The following is a 20,595-nucleotide window of genomic DNA, read 5'->3' as shown; positions in this document are numbered from 1 at the left end:
TAACGTCTGACGTTATGAGAGAAAAGAGACCGCATGGCGGTCTCTTTTTTTTGGGGGATTAAAAAATATTTTCTGAGGGTGTTGGGTTTGGGAAGGCGAATTGTTGGTGGCACATTTTACTTTGTGCTTTTTGTTTTTTTCTATTTTTTTCCGTTCTTTCTTGGTGACTCTGTTTTGTCGGTTCAGGATGGGAGGGTTCAGAATTTATTTATTGATTTGTTGGCGGTGCCACTGGTTTGGCAAGAGCTTTTGCGTAATGGGCTTGCATTATTAATTCTTTTGTTATTTGTTGGTTTTGGTTGCGTTCGGGTTGGTGGGGGACTTGCGTACAAGCTGGGGCTTAATGCTTTTTTTATACGCCTTTTTCTGCTGCTCGTTGCATGGTTGGGGCTGGCGGTTGGTAATGCTTGGCTGTTTCCGCAGTCTAATTACTCTGTTGCTTTTTGGCCGATTGCCAATCCTTTCTGGGGGGTGGGATGTTTTTTTGTTCTCTTTGTCGCGTTGCTGGTGGCAGTCTTACAATTGCGCAGGCATGTTTTGTTTTGCTTGGTGGGCACGTTTGTACTAGTTGGTTTAGGCTGGTTTTTCGCTTCGGGAGAGGTTGTCCAGAGAGCGGGGGCGAGGAATGTCATTCTGATTGGTATTGACTCCCTGTCGGCTGATGCTTTTGAGAAAAACCCTGAGCTATTGCCGACGCTGACGCAGTTGATTGGGCATTCTCGACGGTATAGTCGAGCCTATACCCCATTGGGTCGCACCTTTCCGGCTTGGGTCAGTATCTTGAGTGGTAAACCGCCGGCAGAGCATGGTGCGGTATTCAATCTGCGTAACATGGAGCATGTCGAGCGTCAGGATTTGCTCTCTACTACGCTGCGCGAAATGGGATACCACACGGTTTTCGCCATAGATGAGCGGCGCTTTGCCAATATTGATGAGAGTTTTGGTTTTGATCAGATTGTTGGGCCGAAGGCGGGTGCGTTGGATTTTGCTTTGCAGGCGATTAATGATAATCCCCTAAGTAATTTGTTGCTGCAGACGCCTTTGGCGGCTTATTTGTTTCCCTATTCGTACACCAATGTTGCGGCATACACCAATTACTCTGCCCAGGGGTTCGTTGAGCGAGTGCTGGATTCGGTCGATGCAGGTGATCCTCTGTTTATGGCGGTGCATTTCGAATCTGCGCACTTTCCTTTTAAAACGCGCCATGCGCAAATAAAAATAAATCGTGATAACCCCTTTATGGGGGGGTATCTACAGGCACTGACTGTGGTGGATCGTCAGGTGGCTCAGCTAGTTGATGGGTTGCGGGAGCAAGGTATTCTGGATGATGCCTTGGTGATTCTGTTGTCTGATCATGGTGAGGCTGTCGGAGAGGTCGAGGCATCTATTGTGCGGGATGGTAAGCCTTTTGATGTGTATAGCTACGGTCATGGCGCCAATCTTCTTAGTGATCGCCAGAGCCGAATTCTATTGGGGGTATTGAGGTTTAGGGGGGGCGAGCCGGTGGGTGATTCTGGGGTGGAAGCGGAGCAGGTGTCACTGTTGGCTTTGCGTCCAGCGGTGGAGGCTTTTGCTCGTGGGGGCGATGCAGCATTGCCAGGTGTGGGGGCATGTCTGATTGTGGAAACTGGTATTCGCTTGGATGCTACTCAGGATTATCGTTCGCTCAGGGAGGCTGATGTTGCCAAACAGGCAGCTTCTTTCTATGAGGTTGATCAGCAAGGGCGTTTGCGCTTGCGAGAGGATCGTTTGCCTGAATTGCTGGCGACCAAGGACATTGGTTGGCGGTGTGCTGATCGTTTGACCTGGTATGAGCCTGCCAGTAAGCGCTATCTGGCATATCGGCTCGATAAACGAGGGATTCCCACCGAGCAATTGCAGCCAGCATCTGAGGATGTGGCGCATATCCAAGCCTATCAAGAGAATTACCAGAGTAAATGGAAAGCCGTTCATTGAGGATCGCAGGGGGGCGATCCTTTGCCGTTTTTGGTCTGCTGGCGCTAAGTCTCTATTGGGTCTCCATCGGTTTTGTCAGTTATTCCCCTTTTGGGGTTCTGCAGGCTGGCTTGGTGATGTTGTGCCCTTTTCTTCTCTTGCAGCGTTCGTCGGTTGTTTTGGGTGTCGCCTTCCTGCTGTTTTCATTGCTGTTAGGTATCGCATTGGCTCATGTGGATCGCCAATCTCTTTGGGGGCAGCGTGCAGTTCTTTATCTGTATATTCATCTTGTTTGGTTATTGGTTCTGCTAAGTTATACCTCTCTAGGTGGGGGGATGTTATTTCGTGCTGTAGTACTTGTGTTTGTTTTCCTGCTGGGTTTAATCAATACAAGCGATATTGCCAGCAATCAAAAGAGCATAGCGCTACTGGAGGGCGGGGTGCTTTGGGTGGGGCTGTCCATCTTCGGTCGTACGATGTTGCCTGGCTCGCTGCTGTTGCGGTGGTGGTTTGGTGTGGTGGCTGTGCTTTGTGCTGCGAATCTGTTAGCGATCAGAGATGGGGTGGGGCTGGCGTCTTGGTGGCGTGCCGTTGAAATTTGCGGGCATTTGATTCTGGGCTGGAGCTTGTATGTTTGGTGGCGGCAGGATCGATTGGCTGCGCCGTTGGTTGCGGCCGGAGTGGTTCTTGCTTCTCTTGTTTGTGTGTCGATCTTGGTTGGGACTTGGCTGAGTTTGGATGATCCGCAATCTCATGACTGGTTTTATCATCCGCCACTATTTAGACATGTCCGTCATCTTGGATATTTCTTGTGTGTGGGCTTTGTGGTTAGCGCCTGGGTTTTCCTGACTGCTCCCGGTCGATTTTGGATTCTCGCCTGGCTGGTTTATGTGCTTGTTGTCAGTGCTTTGTTGTGGAGTGGGGGGCGTGGCGCGTTTCTGGCTGGGCTTGCTGGGGTTATATCGTTACTGCTGTTGGGGGGATTCAGGCAGAAGACGTGGCGTTGGTCGGGGGTTGTTGTTGGGTTGCTTCTTAGCTTATGGCTGTCTTCGTTGTTCCCGGTCGAGCATCCGGGGTTGGGGTGGGTTTCTGCGTTGCAGCGTTCGGATGGGGCTGCCTCATTCAATGGTCTGAGCACGGGGCGTCTAGATATTTGGCGTTATCTGTGGGGGTTTATTGTCCAGCGTCCTTGGTTTGGCTGGGGCGGCGAAGGTGTTTTAGCTGTTTGGGACGGTAGCTTGCTCAATCAGGCACATAATGCTTTTCTCCAGTTGTTGATCGAGTGGGGTGTGACTGGGTTGGTAGTATTAGGTCTTCCACTGTTTTGCGGGGCAGTGGTGGGGATCTTCAGGTGCTGCTCTGCTCCCGTGGAGTTTCAATTGCGAGCTGGCTTTGGTTTGGTTCTGGTTGTTGCGCTTCTGCTGTTATCGATGATTGACGGGGTTTTTTATCACGGGTTGCCCTCTGCCTTTTTTGCATTGGGTTATGTGGGCAACCTTGCTAAGTGGCACAATGCGGACATGACGATTGCTTCAAATAGGGTGTGGTGCTAGCTTACCGCCCGCCGCCGGTGTAGCTCAGTCGGTAGAGCAGCGCACTCGTAACGCGAAGGTCGCAGGTTCGATTCCTGTCTCCGGCACCATATAAAAGAAAAGCCCCGCATTGGCGGGGCTTTTTATTGGCTGCGATTTGGCATTTACAGGCTCAGTCGCATCGACAGGTCGATGGCCTTGATGTCCTTGGTCAGACTGCCGATGGAGATGTAGTCCACGCCGGTTGTGGCGATGGTGCACAGGGTGCTTTCGTTGATACCGCCGGAGGCTTCCAGCTTGGCGCGGCCGGCGGTCAGGCTGACGGCGGTGCGCATGTCGTCCAGGCTCAGTTCGTCGAGCATGATGATGTCGGCGCCGGCCTCCAGGGCCTGTTGCAACTCCTTCAGGCTTTCCACTTCCACTTCCACTGGCTTGCCCGGGGCGATGCGGTGGGCAGCGGTGATCGCCGGGGCGATGCCGCCGCAGGCGGCGATGTGGTTTTCCTTGATCAGGAAGGCGTCGTACAGGCCGATGCGGTGGTTGTGGCAGCCGCCCTGGGTGACCGCGTACTTCTGCGCCAGGCGCAGGCCAGGCAGGGTCTTGCGGGTATCGAGCAGTTTCACCTGGGTGTCGGCGACCAGGTCGGCGAAGTGGCGGCAGCGGGTGGCCACGGCGGACAGGCTCTGCAGGAAGTTCAGGGCGCTGCGTTCACCGCTGAGCAGGGCGCGGGCCGGGCCCTCGAGGCTGAACAGCTGCTGGTTGGCGCTAACCCGCTCGCCATCGACGACCTGCCAGTGCACGGCGACGCGCGGGTCGAGCTGGCGAAATACCGCGTCGACCCAGGCAGTGCCGCAGACCACGGCCGCCTCGCGGGTGATGATGCTGGCCTGGGCCAGGCGCTCGGCGGGGATCAGCTGGGCGGTGATGTCGCCGCTGCCGATATCCTCGTGCAGGGCGCGGCGCACGTTGGCTTCGATTTCGGCGCCGAGGTCGGCAAGGATCAGGTTGGGCATGGCGGCCTCCGCAGTCTGGTGGCGCGATTATAGGGATTGCCGACGGTCGGCGCAGGAGGTCGACGGGAGAAAACTCCGTCCATCTGCTAGACCGATAGAGCGATTTGGTGGACAAACATGACCGTTCGGCGCAGTTGGAACTGCGCTCTGTGAACCAGGTCAAGTCTGCGACAGGGGGTATTTGGTCATCCTTCGCCTCCCCCTATAATAAGGTTGGCCATAGATTTTGACGCCACACCTTTGACGTTATGGATGGCGTCCAGCCGAATCGTAAACAGGCAGTCCGGATCGGGCGGCCTGTGGGAGACTCTCAATGCAGACTGACGCGAAAGTGGTGCACCTGAACAAGGCTGCCCCTGAGCAATCGCCAGCTTCGCCGGCAGGAAGACTTCCCGTGGCCCTGATTCAAGTGCGCGACAAGGCAGCACAGCAGCTCAAGCAGGCTCTGCAGGCGCTGTTCGACAATGCCGACGACACCCTCTTCGAGATGGCCGACCGTGCCAGCAGCAATGCTGAGCAGAATGCCTTCTTTGAAGCCATGCGCGACCTGCGCCTGAAGCGCAAGAGCATCGAGCGCGGTTTTCTGCAGAAGGTCTTCGAAAGCTTCGCCACCCTCAATCAGTATGAAATCGGCAAGCCGCCGCAGCTGGCGCCGGTTTCCTTCGATAGCCTGTCGCTGGTACAGGATGACGTGCTGGAAGAGTCCGTCGCCCTGGATGCCATGGTCGCCCGGGTGATGAGCCGCGATGGTCTGGCCCTGGGTCACCTGACCACCCGTCTGAACGCGATGATCACCCAGAAGCTCGACGACAAGAGCAACCCGCTTGGCCCGCACAAGCTGTGTGAGCGCTTCCTCGAGGCCTGCGCCGGGCTGGGCGTGGAGATCCGCGTCAAACTGATCATTCTCAAGCTGTTCGAGAAGTACGTGCTGGCCGATGTCGACCAGCTGTATGCCAATGCCAACCAGCAGCTAGTCGAAGCCGGCGTACTGCCGGAGCTCAAGTCGGCGCCGCCGGCGCGCCGCCAGGGGCCGCGTCAGGCTGCTGGAACCCGCACGAGCCGCGAGGCGGCGGAAGAGGGCGGTTCAGCCGCAGGCGGCGCTTATGCCGATGCTGGCGAGCAGGAAGTGTTCGGCGTACTGCAGGAGCTGCTGGCCCAGGTGCGTGGTACTGCAGTGGCGCCGCGGCGTGCGCTGCCGGCCGATGCCGTGCCGGTGTCGAGCAATGACCTGATGCGCCTGCTTTCCCACCTGCAGCAGCACCTGCCGAACGAGGCAGCGGTGGCGCAGGACGACTACAACCTGCGCGGTCAGCTTGAACAACTGCTGGCCCGGGCCAGTGCGAAAACCGGCAAGACCCGCGTGGTGGGCGAGATCGACGAGGATGTGATCAACCTGGTCGCCATGCTCTTCGAGTTCATCCTCGACGACCGTACCCTGCCGGATTCGCTCAAGGCGCTGATCGGGCGTCTGCAGATCCCGATGCTCAAGGTCGCCGTACTGGACAAGACCTTCTTCAGTCGCGGCAGCCACCCGGCGCGCCGCCTGCTCAACGAGATCGCCACGGCGGCGCTCGGCTGGAGCGGGCAGGGCGATGCGCAGCGCGATGTGCTGTACCAGCGCATCGAGCAGGTGGTGCAGCGTCTGCTCAACGATTTCACCGATGATCCTGCGATCTTCTCCGATGTTCTCGCCGAATTCCTTGCCTTTACCGGTGACGAGCGCCGTCGCAGCGAGCTGCTGGAGCAGCGTACCCGCGATGCCGAAGAGGGCCGTGCCAAGGCCGAGCTGGCCCGCCAGCAGGTCGAGCAGGCACTGAATGCCCGCCTGCTGGGCAAGACCCTGCCCGAGGTGGTGGTGCGCCTGCTGCAAGAGGGCTGGAGCAAGGTGCTGCAGCTGATCTGCCTCAAGCATGGCGTCGAGGCCGAAGAATGGCAGGCTGCCCTGGTGGTGATGGACGACCTGGTATGGAGCGTCGAGCCCCACGAGTCGCCGGAAGACCGCCTGCGTCTGCTGGAGCTGGTGCCGAGCCTGCTCAAGGCCCTGCGCGACGGCCTGGCCAGCGCGGCTATCGACCCGTTCGTCACCAGCGAGTTCTTCAGCCAGCTGGAGTCGGTACATGTGCAGGCCTTCCAGCGCTTCAAGCGCAGCCTGCCCGAGGCTCCGGCCGAAAGCCCGGCAGCGCAGCCGCAGGGTGAAGGCGAGGAAGCTGCAGCAGTTACTGAGACCGAGGTGGCCGCCGAGCTGAGTGGCATGCCGCTGCTGGATCTGCCGGCAGTCGAGGCGGAGCCGCTGGTCGAGCCGCCGGCCATGGTCGAGGTGGTCGAAGAGATCGTCCTGCTGGCGCCGGGTGAGGTGCGTGCCACCGAGCCCGAGGCGAGCCTGCCGGACGACGATGCCGCACTGGTTCAGGTGGACAGCCTGCGCGTCGGCAGCTGGGTGGAAATCTTCGAGGACGAAGAGCACAAGCTGCGCTGCAAGCTGGCGGCGATCATCAAGCCGACCGGCAAGTACATCTTCGTCAACCGCACCGGCATGAAAGTGCAGGAGAAGAGCCGCATGGGCCTGGCCGTGGAGTTCCGCCGCGGCGCCATTCGCCTGCTCGACGATGCCCTGCTGTTCGACCGGGCGCTGGAGTCGGTGATCGGCAACCTGCGCAAGCTCAAGGGCGACTGATTCCCAGCCTGCTGCAAGCAACGCCCGGCCCTGTGCCGGGCGTTGTCGTTTCTGGGGCGTGCCGGCCTCTGGTAGAGTGGTGATCTGTCCAAGGAGCTTCCATGCAGCTGGATCCCGTCACAGGCTGGTGCGCCGGCGTGCGGCACTGCCCCTCACCGAACTGCAATGCCCGCCCGCAGGGCGAGGTGTCCCTGCTGGTGATTCACAACATCAGCCTGCCACCCGGCCAGTTCGGCACGGGCAAGGTGCAGCAGTTCTTCCAGAACCGCCTGCCCATCGATGAACACCCCTATTTCGCCGGTATCGCCGAGTTGCGCGTGTCGGCGCACTTTCTGATCGAGCGCGATGGCGCGGTCACCCAGTTCGTCGCCTGCGGTGAGCGCGCCTGGCACGCCGGTGTGTCCAGCTTTGACGGGCGCGAGGGGTGCAACGACTTTTCCCTGGGCATCGAGCTGGAGGGCACCGACGAGCTGCCGTTCAGCGAGGCCCAATATGCCAGCCTGGTTGCCCTGAGCCGGCAGCTGTTGCAGGCCTATCCTGAATTGAATCCGTCGCGTATCTGCGGCCACAGCGATATCGCGCCGGGGCGCAAGACCGATCCGGGGCCATATTTCGACTGGGCCCGGCTGCGGGCGGCGCTGACCGAACAAGGAGAGCTGTAGATGAATTTCCTGGTGCTCTTGCTGGTGCTCTGGGTGGAGAAACTATCTGCCTGGCGCCAGCGCATTCAGCAGGATGGGGCCTGGCAGCAGTGGCTGGCGCGAGTCGAGGCACGCCAGCCGGCCGAGCCCTGGCTGGCGCTGGCCCTGCTGATACTGGTGCCGCTGGGACTGCTCGGCCTGCTGCTGGGCGTTGTCCAGCCGCTGGCCTACGGCTGGCTGGCGCTGCCGCTGCACCTGCTGGTGCTGGTCTACAGCCTGGGCCGTGGCGATGTGCTGGCGGCCCTCGGGCCGTTCCGCGATGCCTGGCGCCGGGGGGATGACCAGGCCGCCCTGCATGTGGCCGAGCGCGACCTCGGCGTGCAGGCCGACGGCGAGGCGGAACTGCTGTCGCGGGTGCAGGATTACGAGCTGTGGCAGGCCTACCAGGGCTTCTTCGCGGTGATCTTCTGGTATGCCCTGCTCGGCCCCCTGCTGGCGCTGGCCTACCGCCTGCTGGCGCTGGCCGCCGAGCAGGCCCGGCAGCCGGAGCTGGCCGAGCGTGCCGCGCGCCTGCGTCATGCACTGGACTGGCTGCCGGTGCGGGTACTGGCGGCCAGCTTCGCCCTGGTCGGCAACTTCGCCGCAGTCAGCCGCGCGGTGCTGCACGACCTGCTGGCCTGGGACATTCCCGCCGCGCAGCTGCTGGGCCGGGCCGGGCGTGCCGCTGGCGAGCTGGCCGAGCCGCAGGCCGGCGAGGCCGGGGCCAACAGCCTGGACGAGCTGTGGCAGCTGCTGGTGCGTTCGGCGGTGTTCTGGTACGCCGCCTTTGCCGTGTGGATCCTTCTGCTCTAGCGCTCAATCCCACAGCCAGGCGGCGCCGCGCACCCCGCTGGAGTCGCCATGGCGGGCCTGTACCAGGCGCGTGTTGACCTGGTCGGAAAACACGTAGCGCGGCAGCAATTGCGGTACCAGTTGGTACAGTGCCTGGATATTCGACAGGCCGCCGCCCAGCACTATCACTTCCGGATCGAGCAGGTTGATTACCGAGGCCAGGCTGCGCGCCAGGTGCTCGGCGTAGCGCTGCAGGGCCAGGGCTGCCGCCGGCTCGCCGGCCTGAGCCGCAGCGGCCAGTTGCTCGCTGCTCAGGCCCAGAGCGCTGCGAGCAGCCCAGCCGGGGCCGCAGAGAAAGGTCTCGATGCAGTCGTCGAGGCCGCAGTAGCAGCGCCGGGCCGGGCCGTCGGCGGCGCTGCGCCAGGGCAGCGGGTTGTGCCCCCATTCACCGGCGATGGCGTTCGGCCCGCCGAGCAGCTGGCCGTTGATCACGATGCCGCCACCGACGCCGGTGCCGAGAATTACCCCGAACACGCTGCGCGCACCCTGGCCGGCGCCGTCGGTGGCCTCGGACAGGCTGAAGCAGTCGGCGTCGTTGGCCAGGCGCACCGGCCGCCCCAGGCGCTGCTGCAGGTCGCCCTGCAGATCCTGGCCGATCAGGCACACCGAGTTGGCGTTCTTGATCCGCCCATGATCCGGCGAGCGGGTGCCGGGGATACCGACACCGACCGAGCCCTGGGCGCCCAGTTCGTCCTCGGCCTCGTGCACCAGACGCACCAGGGTGTCGAGAGTGGCCGGGTAATCGCCCTGGGGCGTGGGCAGGCGCCGCCGTAACCGTTCGTCGGAGCCCTCCAGGGCAATGATTTCAGTCTTGGTACCACCCAGATCAATGCCGAGGCGAAGTGACATGCGCATTCTTAACCTTAAGTTACAGAGGAACGGGTCGATATCCGGTATACAGGTCGCGCAAGGACGTGTGCCTGCCCGAAAACACCCTTTGCAAATCGTGGATGAACGGTAGTGCCGAATCTGGCACGCTCAAGCCGTCGCCATGCGTCCGCTACGCTTTGCGTAGTCGGGCTCCAGATCGAGTTTCATCATCTTGCCGTTCAATTCCCGGCCTGCTCCCGGCCGGTATACAACAATAATGGCAACAGGAGACGTGTAGTGAATAGCGTGCTGTATCCAGCCATTGCGCTCATGAACCGCCTGAGCTTCGGCATGAAGTTCAGCCTGATCAGCGTTCTTTTCTTCCTGCCCATGCTGGTCACCAACTTCTACCTGGTGCGCGACTCCTATGCCGAGTTCGTCGACACCCGCACCGAACTGCAAAGCATCGGTCTGCTCAAGCAGAGCATGAAGCTGCGCCAGGACATCGAACGTCTCAACGACCTGCTGGAGATCAATGCCGTGCTCGGCCAGTCTGGCGAGTCGGAGAAGATCACCGCGCAGATCGACGGGCTGCTGGGCACCATCCAGAGCGGCCTGGACGCCCTGGCGCCGAGCAGCGAGGACGAGCAGAAGGTCACCGAGTTCAATACCCAGCGCGACGCGATCAAGACCGCCCTGAGCGCCATGCAGAAGGAAGACTCGCAGCGCAGCAGGGCTGGCCTCGGGGTCAAGGTGCTGGACAACACCGACGTGTTCATCAAGTTCGTCGCCAGCCAGGCCGGCCTCAGCCAGGATGCCGATCTTACCGTGCGGCAGATGACCGAGCTGCTGACCACCGTCACCCCGCCGGTGACCAAGGCCCTGAGCAAGGGCCGCGCCCTCGGTTCCTACACCCTCGGCCAGCACATCCTCGGCTCGTCCGACAGCGGCAAGCTCGATGAAATGCTCGCTGATCTGGAAAAGCTCAATGCCGAGTACGGCTTCAAGATCCAGAGCGCCCTGCAGGACAAGCCGCAGGCGCAGCAGGCTCTCGGCGCCCTGGCCGAAGCCAGCCGGGCGACCCTGACCGAAGGCAGCAGCCGCCTGGAAGAGCAGATTCTCATGGCTGACACCCTGGACGCCTCGTGGCAGAGCTTTTTTGACGAGACCAGCGCCGGTATCGACAAGACCTATGCACTGAACGATGCCGTGCTGCAGTTCCTCGACCAGGGCCTGGCCGAGCGCCTGGGGCAGAAGCGCACACAGATGTTCCTGCTGGTCATCGCTCTGGTGGTGGTGTTCGTCCTGATCGGCTACCTCTACGGCGGCTTCTACGTCTCCACCCGCACCACCCTCAAGGGCTTCGGCAAGACCCTCGGCCAGGTCGCCGCCGGCGACATGACGGTCAAGGTCAACGTCAAGAGCCAGGACGAGCTGGGCGAGCTGGGCCAGGTGTTCAACGGCACCGTGGAGAAGATCCGCGAGCTGATCGACCTGGTCGGCCAGACCGTCACCGAGGTCGAGCGCCAGGCCGACAAGGTCGAGATGGTCTCCGGCGAGAGCAGCCAGGCGGTCAGTGCCCAGCGCGGGCAGATCGAACAGGTCGCCACGGCGATGAACCAGATGTCCGCCACCGCCCAGGAAGTGGCGCGCAGCGCCGCCGCCGCCGTGGGCAGCGCGCAGAGTGTCAACGAGGAAACAGTCAGCGGCCGCGAACTGGTCGAATCGCAGGTGGGCAGCATCCAGCGCCTGGCCAGCGAGATCGATCAGTCGGTCAGCGTGATCAACCAGCTGGCCTCCGACAGCGCCTCGATCAGCCAGGTGCTGGAAGTGATCAAGGGCATCGCCGGGCAAACCAACCTGCTGGCGCTCAACGCCGCCATCGAGGCGGCGCGGGCTGGCGAGCAGGGCCGTGGGTTCGCCGTGGTGGCCGACGAGGTGCGCAACCTGGCCAAGCGCACCCACCAGTCCACCGAGGAAATCGAGCAGATGATCGGCCGCCTGCAGACCGGGGTGAACGCCACGGTGTCGGCGATGAACGGCAGCCACCAGATGGTCGAGAGCACCGTCAGCCAGTCTTCGCAGGTGCAGCAGGCGCTGGAGAATATCCTCGGTGCGGTCGGCATGATCGTCGACCAGAACCAGCAGATCGCCGCCGCCGCCGAGCAGCAGACCGCCGTGGCCCACGATATCGACATGAACATCGTCGAGATCAACCAGGCCGGCGAGCGCACGGCCGAAGGCGCGGTGCAGACCGAGCACGCCAGCCGCGAGTTGTCCGACCAGGTGGCGCGGCTCAAGCAGCTGATCAGCACCTTCCGCGTCTGATTGCCCTGCTCAAGCAAAAGCCCGCCAATTGGCGGGCTTTTGCGTTTCTGCGTTGCGGTTTCGCGGCTTGCACCCGCCCTGCTGGGGCGGCCGGGTAGGGCGGGTTTACGCCAGTGGCCAGCCGAACAGCTCGGCGGCATTGCGGCTGCTGGCGGCGGCCAGTTCGGCTGGGGTTACCCCGCGCAGCTCGGCCAGCGCAGTGCAGATATCCGGGAGGAACTCCGGGCTGTTGCGCTGGTTGGGGTGCATGGCCGGCGCCATGTCCGGCGCATCGGTCTCCAGCACTATGGCCTCCAGCGGCAGCTGCGCCAGCACCTTGCGCAGGCGCAGGGCCTGCGGCCAGGTCGGTGCGCCGCCAAGACCGAGCTTGAAGCCCAGGCGCAGGTATTCGCGGGCTTCCTCGTAGCTGCCGGCGAAGGCGTGGATGATGCCGCCGCGCGGCGGGCGCAGGCGCTTGAGGGTGGCGATGGTGGCGGCATGGGCACGTCGTACATGCAGCAGGACGGGCAGCTCGACCTCCGTGGCCAGGTGCAGCTGGGCCTCGAACAGCTCCTGCTGGCGCTGGCGGTCGAGCTGTTCGAGGAAGTAGTCGAGGCCGAACTCGCCGACTGCGCACAGCTTTGGATGACCGGCCAGGCGCAGCAGCCAGGTGCGCAGCTCGTCCAGGTCGGCGCTGCGATGCTGCTCGAGATACACCGGGTGCAGACCGAAGGCGGCGTACAGGCCGTCCTCACGCTGCACCAGCTCCCACAGGCGCTGCCAGTTGGCCTGGTACACGCCTAGCACCACCAGCTTCTCCACCCCGGCGGCACGGCTGCGCGCCAGCAGTTCGCTGCGATCGGCGTCGAAGTCGGGGAAATCCAGGTGGGTGTGGGTGTCGATCAGGCGCATGGGCGTTCCGGGCTGGCCAAGGCCCTCAGGATCGGGCATTTTGCGCCGGGCTGCCAGCGCGGGGAGCATTCCCCGCTTTCGTCAGTCAGACCTATTGAGTCCCGTTTGCTTGGAGTACGTGGCTATGCAGGAAGTTGGCTGTGCGGGTAGGTAAGCTGCTGGGCGGCCTGGGCGCCGCGACCCTGCTGGTGCTGGCGGCGCTGCTGCTGTTCCTCGCCCTGTTCGACTGGAACCAGGCCCGGCCGCTGCTGAATGCCCAGGTGTCCGCGGCACTGAACCGGCCCTTCGCCATCGACGGCGACCTGCGCGTGGTCTGGCAGCGCGAGCCGGGTGCGAGCGGCTGGCACGCCTGGCTGCCGTGGCCACACTTTTCCGCCACGGGCCTGCGCCTGGGCAATCCGCCGTGGGCCAAGGAGGCGACTTTCGTCAGCCTGGAGCGCGTGCAGCTGCGCCTGGAGCCGCTGCCGCTGCTGTGGAAGACGCTGAGCATCCCGCGCATCGATCTGGTGGCACCGGTCGCCCATCTGCAGCGCCTGGCCGACGGGCGTAGCAACTGGCAGTTCGACCAGGGCGATCCGGCCGACCCGCAGGCGCCGTCGGCCTGGACGCTGGACATCGGTACCATCGGCTTCGACCGCGGCCAGGTCAGCCTGGACGACCAGTTGCTGCGCACCCAGCTGCAGCTGCAGATCACGCCGCTGGGCCAGCCAATCGCCTTCAGCGATATCGTCGGCAAGGGCCAGCCCGCGGCGGCGGTCGGTGCCCAGGACTACGCCTTCGCCTGGCAGGCCAAGGGCCGTTACCGGGGCCAGACGCTGGACGGCCAGGGCAAGGTCGGCGGCCTGCTGGCGCTGCAGGATGCGCGGCTGCCGTTCCCCCTGCAGGCCGATATCCGTGCCGGCAGCACGCGCATCGTGCTGGCCGGCACCCTGACCGAGCCGCAGCACCTCGGCGCCCTCGACCTGCGCTTGCAGCTGTCCGGCAGCAGCCTGGGCCACCTCTATGCGCTGACCGGGGTGACCCTGCCGGAGACCCCGGCCTACGCCACCGATGGCCGGCTCAGTGCCCGGCTGCGCGACAGCGGCGGTGCCCGCTTCCGCTACCAGGACTTCAACGGGCGCATCGGCGATAGCGATATCCACGGTGACCTGACCTTCGTCGCCGGCCTGCCGCGGCCCAAGCTCTCCGGCCAGCTGACTTCCAACCAGTTGCTGTTCGCCGACCTGGCGCCGCTGATCGGCGCCGACTCCAATGCCGAGAAGAAGCAGCGTGGTGCAGCGGCCAGCCAGCCGGCGGGCAAGCTGCTGCCGGTGGAGGCGTTCCGCACCGAGCGCTGGCGCGCCATGGATGCCGACGTGCGTTTCACCGGCAAGCGCATCGTGCACAGCAACAAGCTGCCGATCAGCGACCTGGACACCCATGTGCTGCTCGACGATGGCCGCCTCAGCCTGGAGCCGCTGCGCTTCGGCGTGGCCGGCGGCGAGCTGGATGCGACCATCCACCTCGATGGCGCACAGACCCCGCTGCAGGGCCGGGCCCGCCTGAGCGCGCGGCGCCTGAAGCTCAAGCAGCTGTTCCCCGGCTTTGCGCCAATGCAGACCAGCCTCGGCGAGCTGAACGGCGACGCCGAACTGGCCGGCCGCGGCAACTCGGTGGCCAGCCAGCTCGGCGCTGCCGACGGTTCGGTGAAACTGCTGGTCAACGATGGCGCGATCAGTCGCGGCCTGCTGGAGATCGCCGGGCTCAACCTGGGCAATTACCTGGTCGGCAAGCTGTTCGGCGACGAGGAGGTGCAGATCAACTGCGCGGCCGCCGACCTGGGACTGAAGCGCGGCCTGATGAGCACGCGGCTGTTCGTGGTGGATACCGAGAACGCCATCATCAAGGTCGACGGCACGGCCAATTTCGCCAGCGAGCGCCTGGATCTGACGGTCACCCCGGCGTCCAAGGGTATGCGCATCTTCTCCCTGCGCTCGCCTCTCTATGTGCGCGGCACCTTCAAGCAGCCGGACGCCGGCGTGCAGGCCGTGCCGCTGGCCCTGCGCGGCGCCGGCTTGCTGGCCCTGGGCGTGGCGGTGGCGCCGGCGGCCGGGCTGGTGGCGTTGATCGCGCCGAGCAGCGGCGGCCAGGACGGCAGCCAGTGTGCGCCGCTGCTGCGGCAGATGCAGGGCAAGGGCTGAATTCAGCGCGCCACGCTGGCCGAGATCGCCACGGCCGCGGCGGCGGTGCGGGTCTCCACGCCGAGCTTCACGTAGACGTGCTCCAGGTGCTTGTTCACCGTGCGCGGGCTGAGGCCGAGAATGTCGCCGATATCGCGGTTGGTCTTGCCACAGGCCACCCAGCGCAGCACCTCGACCTCGCGCTCGGTGAGCTGGTAGCGGCTGGACAGGGCTTCCTGGGTCGGCTCGTTGCTCAGGCTGAGATCCAGCGGCTGCGAGGCGGCGCGCGCCGATTGCAGGATGCGCGCGGTGCGCAGGTGGGCGGCGACGCGGGCCAGCACTTCCTCGGGGTGGATCGGCTTGGTCACGTAGTCGATGCCGCCGGCGGCGAAGCCTTCGACCACGTGCTCGCTGTCGGTCAGCGCGGTCATGAACAGCACCGGGATGTCCGCGCTCTCGGCCTGGGCCTTGATCCGCCGGCAGGTCTCGAAACCGTCCAGGCCGGGCATCAGCGCATCGAGCAGGATCAGATCCGGGCGCCGGCGCTGGATGCGGGTCAGCGCGCTGAGGCCGTCGAGCGCCACCAGCACCATGTAGCCGGCGTCGTCGAGGGCGTCGGAGAGCAGCGCGAGGTTGTCCGGGGTGTCGTCGACGATCAGGATCACCCCGCGCTCAGGCGGTTGTGTCTGCGCATTCATGTTCGGCTTCCTGGAGTTGGCGGTTGAGTTCATCCAGGCGAAATCCTTTCGCCAGGGCGCGCAGGGGCGCAGTGAAGCTGGCGCAGTCCGGGCGCAGCTGGTCGATGGCATCGAGCTTGTCCTGCAGCCCGCGTACATAACCGAGTGCGGCCAGTTCGCGCAGGGCGGCCAGGTCGGCGGCGTCGGGCAGTACCCGTGGCGTGGTACTGGGCGCGTCCTCGCTGGTGCGGCGTAGCCATTGCAGGTCGAGCTGCTTGTGGATGCGCTCGAGCAACTGCGGGGTGTGCACCGGCTTGGCCAGATAGTCGTTGCAGGCGGCGGCCACGCTGCGCTCGCGGTCGTCGGCGAAGGCGTTGGCCGAGAGCACGATGATCGGCGCCTGCGACAGGGCGTTGCGGCGGATCAGCCGGCTGGTTTCCCAGCCGTCCATCTGCGGCATCGACAGATCCATGAAGATCAGGTCGGGGTTGAGCAGCGCCACCTGGCGTATCGCCTCCTGGCCGCTGGCCGCCTGGGCAATGTTGAAACCCAGCGGATCGAGCATGCCGGCCAGCACGCGGCGGTGCTCGATATGGTCGTCCACCACCAGGATCAGCCGGCGCGGGCCCTGGTAGCCGATGATGTCGTGCTCGACATGCACCACCGCCTGCGGCACCCGTACCTCGGAGAGGAACAGGCGCACCTGGAAGCAGGTGCCCTGGTCGAGCACGCTCTTCACCGACAGCTCGCCGCCCATCAGCGAGGTGAGCATGCGGGTGATGGTCAGGCCGAGGCCGACGCCGTTGTCCTGGCGCAGCAGGTCGCCGCGCTCGAAGGGCTGGAAGATCCGCTCGATCTGCTCGGGGTCGATGCCGATGCCGGTGTCGAGGATCTCGAAGCTGGCCGTCTCGCGCAGGTAGCTGATGCGCAGGCGCACCTCGCCGCTGTCGGTGAAGCGCACCGCGTTGCCGAGCAGGTTGATGAGGATCTGCCGTACCCGCTTCTCGTCGCCGCGCACCACCGCCGGCATGCGCCCGACGGTTTCCAGGTGGAAGCGCAGGCCCTTCTCCTCGGCCTGCGGGGTGAACATGCGGTCGAGCTGGTGGATGAACTCGGGGAAGGGGATTTCCGACAGCTCCAGGTTGAGCTTGCCGGCTTCGATCTTGGCCACGTCGAGCAGGCCGTCGATCAGCGACAGCAGGTGCGAACTGCTGCGGAAGATGGTGGCCAGGGCGTCCTGGTGCTGGCCGGGCATGGCCGCGTCGCGCTGCAGGATCTGGGTGTAGCCGAGGATGCTGTTGAGCGGCGTGCGCAGCTCGTGGGACAGCCCGGTGACGTAGCGGCTCTTCGCCGCGTTGGCCGCCTCGCTGGCTTCCTTGGCCTTCTGCAGGGCTTCGTCGGTGCGCCGGTGTGCCTCGATCTCCTGCATCAGCAGCAGGGTCTGCCGATCCGATTCCTTCTGCGCCACGCTGCGGCTTTCGCGGGTCAGCACCACCCACCAGGCGAGGATCGCGGCAAACAGCGAGAGCGTCAGGAAGGCCTTGAGGAAGGCCTGGTAGAGGGTGCGCTGCACCTCCGGCGAGTGCGCCACCAGGCCGTGGGCGACCTGGCTGTAGATCAGCGCCAGGGCGCCGGCCAGCAACAGCACCAGCACCGCGAGCAGGCCCAGGTACTGCGCCAGGCGGCTGTGCAGGCGCGGGATCGAGGCCTTGGGGTAGATCCAGCGGACGAAGTCGTCCATCTGCTCGGCCAGGCGCGCACGCGGCTTGCAGGCGTCGCCGCAGCGTGCGTCGAGCGAGCAGCACAGCGAGCAGATCGGCGTGCTGTAGGCCGGGCAGAAGGCCATGTCCGGCGCTTCGAATTGATTGCTGCACAGGCCGCACTGCACGGTTGCGCGCGGGCCGGCGGGGTACAGCAGCTGCGGCGCGCTGCTGCGGGCGATGTAGTAGCGGCCTTTGGTCAGCCAGGCGATCAGCGGCGCCACCAGGAAGGCCGAGCCCAGCGCTACCACCGGCGAGGCGGCCTGGGCCAGGGCGCCGAACAGTCCGGCGTGGGCCAGCACCGAGAGCAGCGAGGCGATCAGCATGGCGCCGACGCCGACCGGGTTGATGTCGTACAGGTGCGCGCGCTTGAACTCGATGTGCTTGGGCGACAGGCCCAGCGGCTTGTTGATCACCAGGTCGGCGACCAGCGCGCCGATCCAGGCGATGGCGATGTTGGCGTAGAGGCCGAGCACCTGCTCGATGGCATCGAACACGCCCAGCTCCATCAGCATCAGGGCGATGGCCACGTTGAACACCAGCCACACCACGCGCCCCGGGTGGCTGTGGGTGACGCGGGCGAAGAAGTTCGACCAGGCCAGCGAGCCGGCGTAGGCGTTGGTCAGGTTGATCTTGATCTGCGAGACGATGACGAACAGCACCATGGCGCCGAGCGCCCACTGCGGCGAGCTGAACACGTAGCTGAACGCCACCAGGTACATCTGCGTCGGCTCGGCGGCGCGCTCGATGGGGATTTCGTGCTGCAGGGCGAGGAAGGTCAGGAAGGCGCCGGCGAGCATCTTCAGCGCACCGGGGATGATCCAGCCCGGCCCGGCCATCAGCAGCGCGGCCCACCAGCGCTTGCGGTTCTGCCGGGTCTTTTCCGGCAGGAAGCGCAGGTAGTCGACCTGCTCGCCAATCTGCGTGACCAGGGCCAGGGCCACGGTGCAGGCGGCGCCGAACGACAGCAGGTTGAACGCGCCGCCTTCGCCCTCGCGGCCGGCGAAGCTGGTCCAGTCGCTCAGCGCGCCGGGGTTCTTCAGCAGCACGAACAGGTAGGGCAGGAACAGCAGCACCAGCCACAGCGGCTGGGTCCACAGCTGCAGGCGGTTGATCAGGGTGATGCCGTAGGTCACCAGGGGTATCACGATGATCGAACAGAGCACGTAGGCCAGGGCCAGCGGTATGTCGAAATACAGCTCCAGGGCCAGGGCCATGATGGCCGCCTCGAGGGCGAAGAACAGGAAAGTGAAGCTGGCGTAGATCAGCGAGGTGATGGTCGAGCCGATGTAGCCGAAGCCGGCGCCGCGGGTCAGCAGGTCCATGTCCACGCCGTAGCGCGCCGCGTAGTAGCTGATCGGCAGGCCGGTGAGGAAGATCACCAGGGCCACGGCGAGCACCGCCCACAGGGTGTTGGTGAAGCCGTAGCTGATTGCCAGGGCGCCACCGATGGCCTCCAGGGCGAGGAACGACACCGCGCCCAGGGCGGTGTTGGCGATGCGCAGCTCCGACCATTTGCGGAACGACTTGGGCGTGAAGCGCAGCGCGTAGTCCTCCAGGGTCTCGTCGGCGACCCAGCTGTTGTAGTCGCGGCGGATCTTGACGATGCGCTGGGTGCCGGTTGGTTGCACGGAGGCGGTTCCCTGGGGTCGGTTCGATGGCCGGCTGGCCGTATCACGAGGCTGCAACAACCATGCCCCGGCCTGCAGGCGCGGCAACCGCGCGCGCGGGCTTCTATCTGGCTGGTTGTCGGGCACGAGCTTGCACCAGCGCGGTGCATCTGGCCCTACGTCAGATGACGTATGCCGTTACGTCAACCTGCGTATACCGCCGCGCACACCGCCAATCGCATGCTTGCGCCAACCCCAAACCGGTACCCGCAAGGCGAGCCGGGGCGGAAAAAACCACAGAGGAGCAAAGACCATGGATTCTCGACTGACGGGTTCGAAACGCCTTCTTCCCCGCCGGCTGGCGCTGGGTGCCGCGGCGCTCTCGCTGCTGGCGGCCAGCGTGTTCAGCCAGACCGCGGCGGCGGATGACGTCAACACCACCGGCCTGGCCGTGACCGATACCACGGTGACCGTCGGCCAGCTGCACTCGGCCACCGGCACCATGGCGATTTCCGAAACCGGTTCGATCCAGGCCGAGCGCCTGGCCATCGAGCAGATCAACGCCTCGGGCGGCGTGCTCGGCCGGCAGATCAAGGTGATCCAGGAAGACGGCGCCTCCGACTGGCCGACCTTCGCCGAGAAGGCCAAGAAGCTGCTGGAAAGCGACAAGGTCGCCACCGTGTTCGGCTGCTGGACCTCGGCCTCGCGCAAGGCGGTGCTGCCGATCTTCGAGAAGGACAACGGCCTGCTCTACTACCCGACCTTCTACGAAGGCCTGGAGCAGTCGAAGAACGTCATCTACACCGGCCAGGAAGCCACCCAGCAGATCCTCGCCAGCCTCGACTGGATTGCCAAGGAGAAGGGCGCCAAGACCTTCTACCTGCTCGGCTCGGACTACATCTGGCCGCGCACCTCGATGAAGATCGCGCGCAAGCACATCGAGAACGTGCTCGGCGGCAAGGTTGTCGGCGAAGAGTACTACCCGCTGGGCAACACCCAGTTCGGCTCGCTGACCAACAAGATCAAGCTGAAGAAGCCGGACGTGGTCTTCGCCGCCGTGGTCGGTGGCTCCAACGTGGCCTTCTACAAGCAGCTGAAAGCCGCCGGCATCACCGCCGACAAGCAGACCCTGCTGACCCTCTCCGTGACCGAGGATGAAATGCTCGGCATCGGCGGCGAGAACATGAAGGGCTTCTACTCCTCGATGAAGTACTTCCAGACCCTGGACAACCCCAACAACAAGAAATTCGTTGAGGAGTTCAAGGCCAAATACGGCAAGGATGCGGTCATCGGCGACGTGACCCAGGCCGGCTACCTCGGCCCATGGCTGTGGAAGGCCGCGGTCGAGAAGGCCGGCAGCTTCGACGTCGACAAGGTGGTGGCCGCCTCCCCGGGCATCGAGCTGACCACCGCGCCGGAAGGCTACGTGAAGGTGCACGACAACCATCACCTGTGGAGCAAGTCGCGGATCGCCGAGATCCAGGCCGACGGTACCTTCAAGGTGGTCTACGAGTCCGACCTGATCGAGCCGAACCCGTTCCCCAAAGGCTACCAGTAAGCCCCACGTGCGCAGGGCCCAGCCCTGCGCACAGCCACTTTCGGCAGGAGCCAGCTGACTGGCGATCGCTCTGCCCGGCGTGTCGGCCCACTGCGGGTACCGGTCGCCAGCCAGCT

The 20,595-nt window shown here is 64.2% G+C and carries 13 protein-coding genes and 1 tRNA gene; 9 read left to right on the top strand and 5 right to left on the bottom strand.

Going from position 1 to position 20,595, the window contains the following annotated elements; all coding sequences use genetic code 11:
* Positions 1-33 precede the first annotated feature (33 nt).
* The 3 genes from A9179_RS18545 to A9179_RS18535 all read left to right on the top strand — a co-directional run bounded on the left by A9179_RS18545 (position 34) and on the right by A9179_RS18535 (position 3,577).
* Positions 34-1,956: a sulfatase-like hydrolase/transferase gene (locus tag A9179_RS18545; protein WP_187807686.1), complete on the top strand. Its 1,923-nt coding sequence runs from the start codon at positions 34-36 to the stop codon at positions 1,954-1,956.
* Positions 1,938-3,488, top strand: coding sequence for an O-antigen ligase family protein (locus A9179_RS18540; protein WP_187807685.1), 1,551 nt, complete (start codon positions 1,938-1,940; stop codon positions 3,486-3,488). The genes A9179_RS18545 and A9179_RS18540 overlap by 19 nt, the downstream gene beginning before the upstream one ends.
* Positions 3,489-3,501: 13 nt before the next feature.
* Positions 3,502-3,577: transfer RNA gene (locus tag A9179_RS18535), tRNA-Thr, on the top strand.
* Positions 3,578-3,631: 54 nt separating this feature from the next.
* Here A9179_RS18535 and nadC read toward each other — a convergent pair.
* Positions 3,632-4,480 carry a carboxylating nicotinate-nucleotide diphosphorylase gene (gene nadC / locus A9179_RS18530; RefSeq protein ID WP_187807684.1) on the bottom strand — a complete coding sequence of 283 codons (849 nt, stop codon included), beginning with the start codon at positions 4,478-4,480 and terminating at the stop codon, positions 3,632-3,634.
* A 313-nt stretch (positions 4,481-4,793) separates the two neighbouring features.
* Between nadC and A9179_RS18525 the strand changes: the two genes are divergently transcribed.
* From A9179_RS18525 to ampE, 3 genes are all read left to right on the top strand, one after another.
* Positions 4,794-7,154, top strand: a complete 2,361-nt coding sequence (locus A9179_RS18525; protein ID WP_187807683.1) for a DUF1631 domain-containing protein — start codon at positions 4,794-4,796, stop codon at positions 7,152-7,154.
* Positions 7,155-7,255: 101 nt separating this feature from the next.
* Positions 7,256-7,816, top strand: a complete 561-nt coding sequence (gene ampD, locus A9179_RS18520; protein WP_187807682.1) for a 1,6-anhydro-N-acetylmuramyl-L-alanine amidase AmpD — start codon at positions 7,256-7,258, stop codon at positions 7,814-7,816.
* Complete coding sequence (gene ampE / locus A9179_RS18515; RefSeq protein WP_187807681.1) at positions 7,817-8,647, top strand: regulatory signaling modulator protein AmpE; 831 nt, start codon at positions 7,817-7,819, stop codon at positions 8,645-8,647.
* A 3-nt stretch (positions 8,648-8,650) separates the two neighbouring features.
* Here ampE and A9179_RS18510 read toward each other — a convergent pair whose 3' ends face one another.
* Positions 8,651-9,535 (bottom strand): ROK family protein, encoded by an 885-nt coding sequence (locus A9179_RS18510; protein WP_187807680.1) that lies wholly within the window; start codon positions 9,533-9,535, stop codon positions 8,651-8,653.
* Positions 9,536-9,793: 258 nt separating this feature from the next.
* Between A9179_RS18510 and A9179_RS18505 the strand changes: the two genes are divergently transcribed.
* Positions 9,794-11,824 carry a methyl-accepting chemotaxis protein gene (locus A9179_RS18505; protein WP_187807679.1) on the top strand — a complete coding sequence of 677 codons (2,031 nt, stop codon included), beginning with the start codon at positions 9,794-9,796 and terminating at the stop codon, positions 11,822-11,824.
* A 105-nt stretch (positions 11,825-11,929) separates the two neighbouring features.
* On the opposite strand, the gene A9179_RS18500 is transcribed toward A9179_RS18505, so the two are convergent.
* Entirely contained in the window at positions 11,930-12,715 is a 786-nt protein-coding gene (locus tag A9179_RS18500) for a TatD family hydrolase (RefSeq protein WP_187807678.1), read from the bottom strand.
* 140 nt (positions 12,716-12,855) lie between these two features.
* Here A9179_RS18500 and A9179_RS18495 point away from each other — a divergent pair, with 140 nt between their 5' ends.
* Entirely contained in the window at positions 12,856-14,895 is a 2,040-nt protein-coding gene (locus A9179_RS18495) for an AsmA family protein (RefSeq protein WP_187807677.1), read from the top strand.
* A 2-nt stretch (positions 14,896-14,897) separates the two neighbouring features.
* On the opposite strand, the gene A9179_RS18490 is transcribed toward A9179_RS18495, so the two are convergent.
* Positions 14,898-15,572, bottom strand: coding sequence for a response regulator (locus tag A9179_RS18490; RefSeq protein ID WP_187807676.1), 675 nt, complete (start codon positions 15,570-15,572; stop codon positions 14,898-14,900).
* Positions 15,547-18,942, bottom strand: coding sequence for an ATP-binding protein (locus tag A9179_RS18485; RefSeq protein WP_187807675.1), 3,396 nt, complete (start codon positions 18,940-18,942; stop codon positions 15,547-15,549). Before A9179_RS18485 ends, A9179_RS18490 begins: the two co-directional genes overlap by 26 nt.
* A 292-nt stretch (positions 18,943-19,234) precedes the next feature.
* Between A9179_RS18485 and urtA the strand changes: the two genes are divergently transcribed.
* A complete protein-coding gene (gene urtA / locus A9179_RS18480; protein ID WP_187807674.1) occupies positions 19,235-20,479 on the top strand; it encodes an urea ABC transporter substrate-binding protein in 1,245 nt (414 codons plus the stop codon).
* Positions 20,480-20,595: the final 116 nt, after the last annotated feature.

It is taken from the genome of Pseudomonas alcaligenes (genome assembly GCF_014490745.1).
Classification (GTDB): Bacteria; Pseudomonadota; Gammaproteobacteria; order Pseudomonadales; family Pseudomonadaceae; genus Aquipseudomonas; species Aquipseudomonas alcaligenes_C.
The sequence above is the reverse complement of the archived record's forward strand: the minus strand, read 5'-3'. Positions and strand labels throughout refer to the sequence as shown.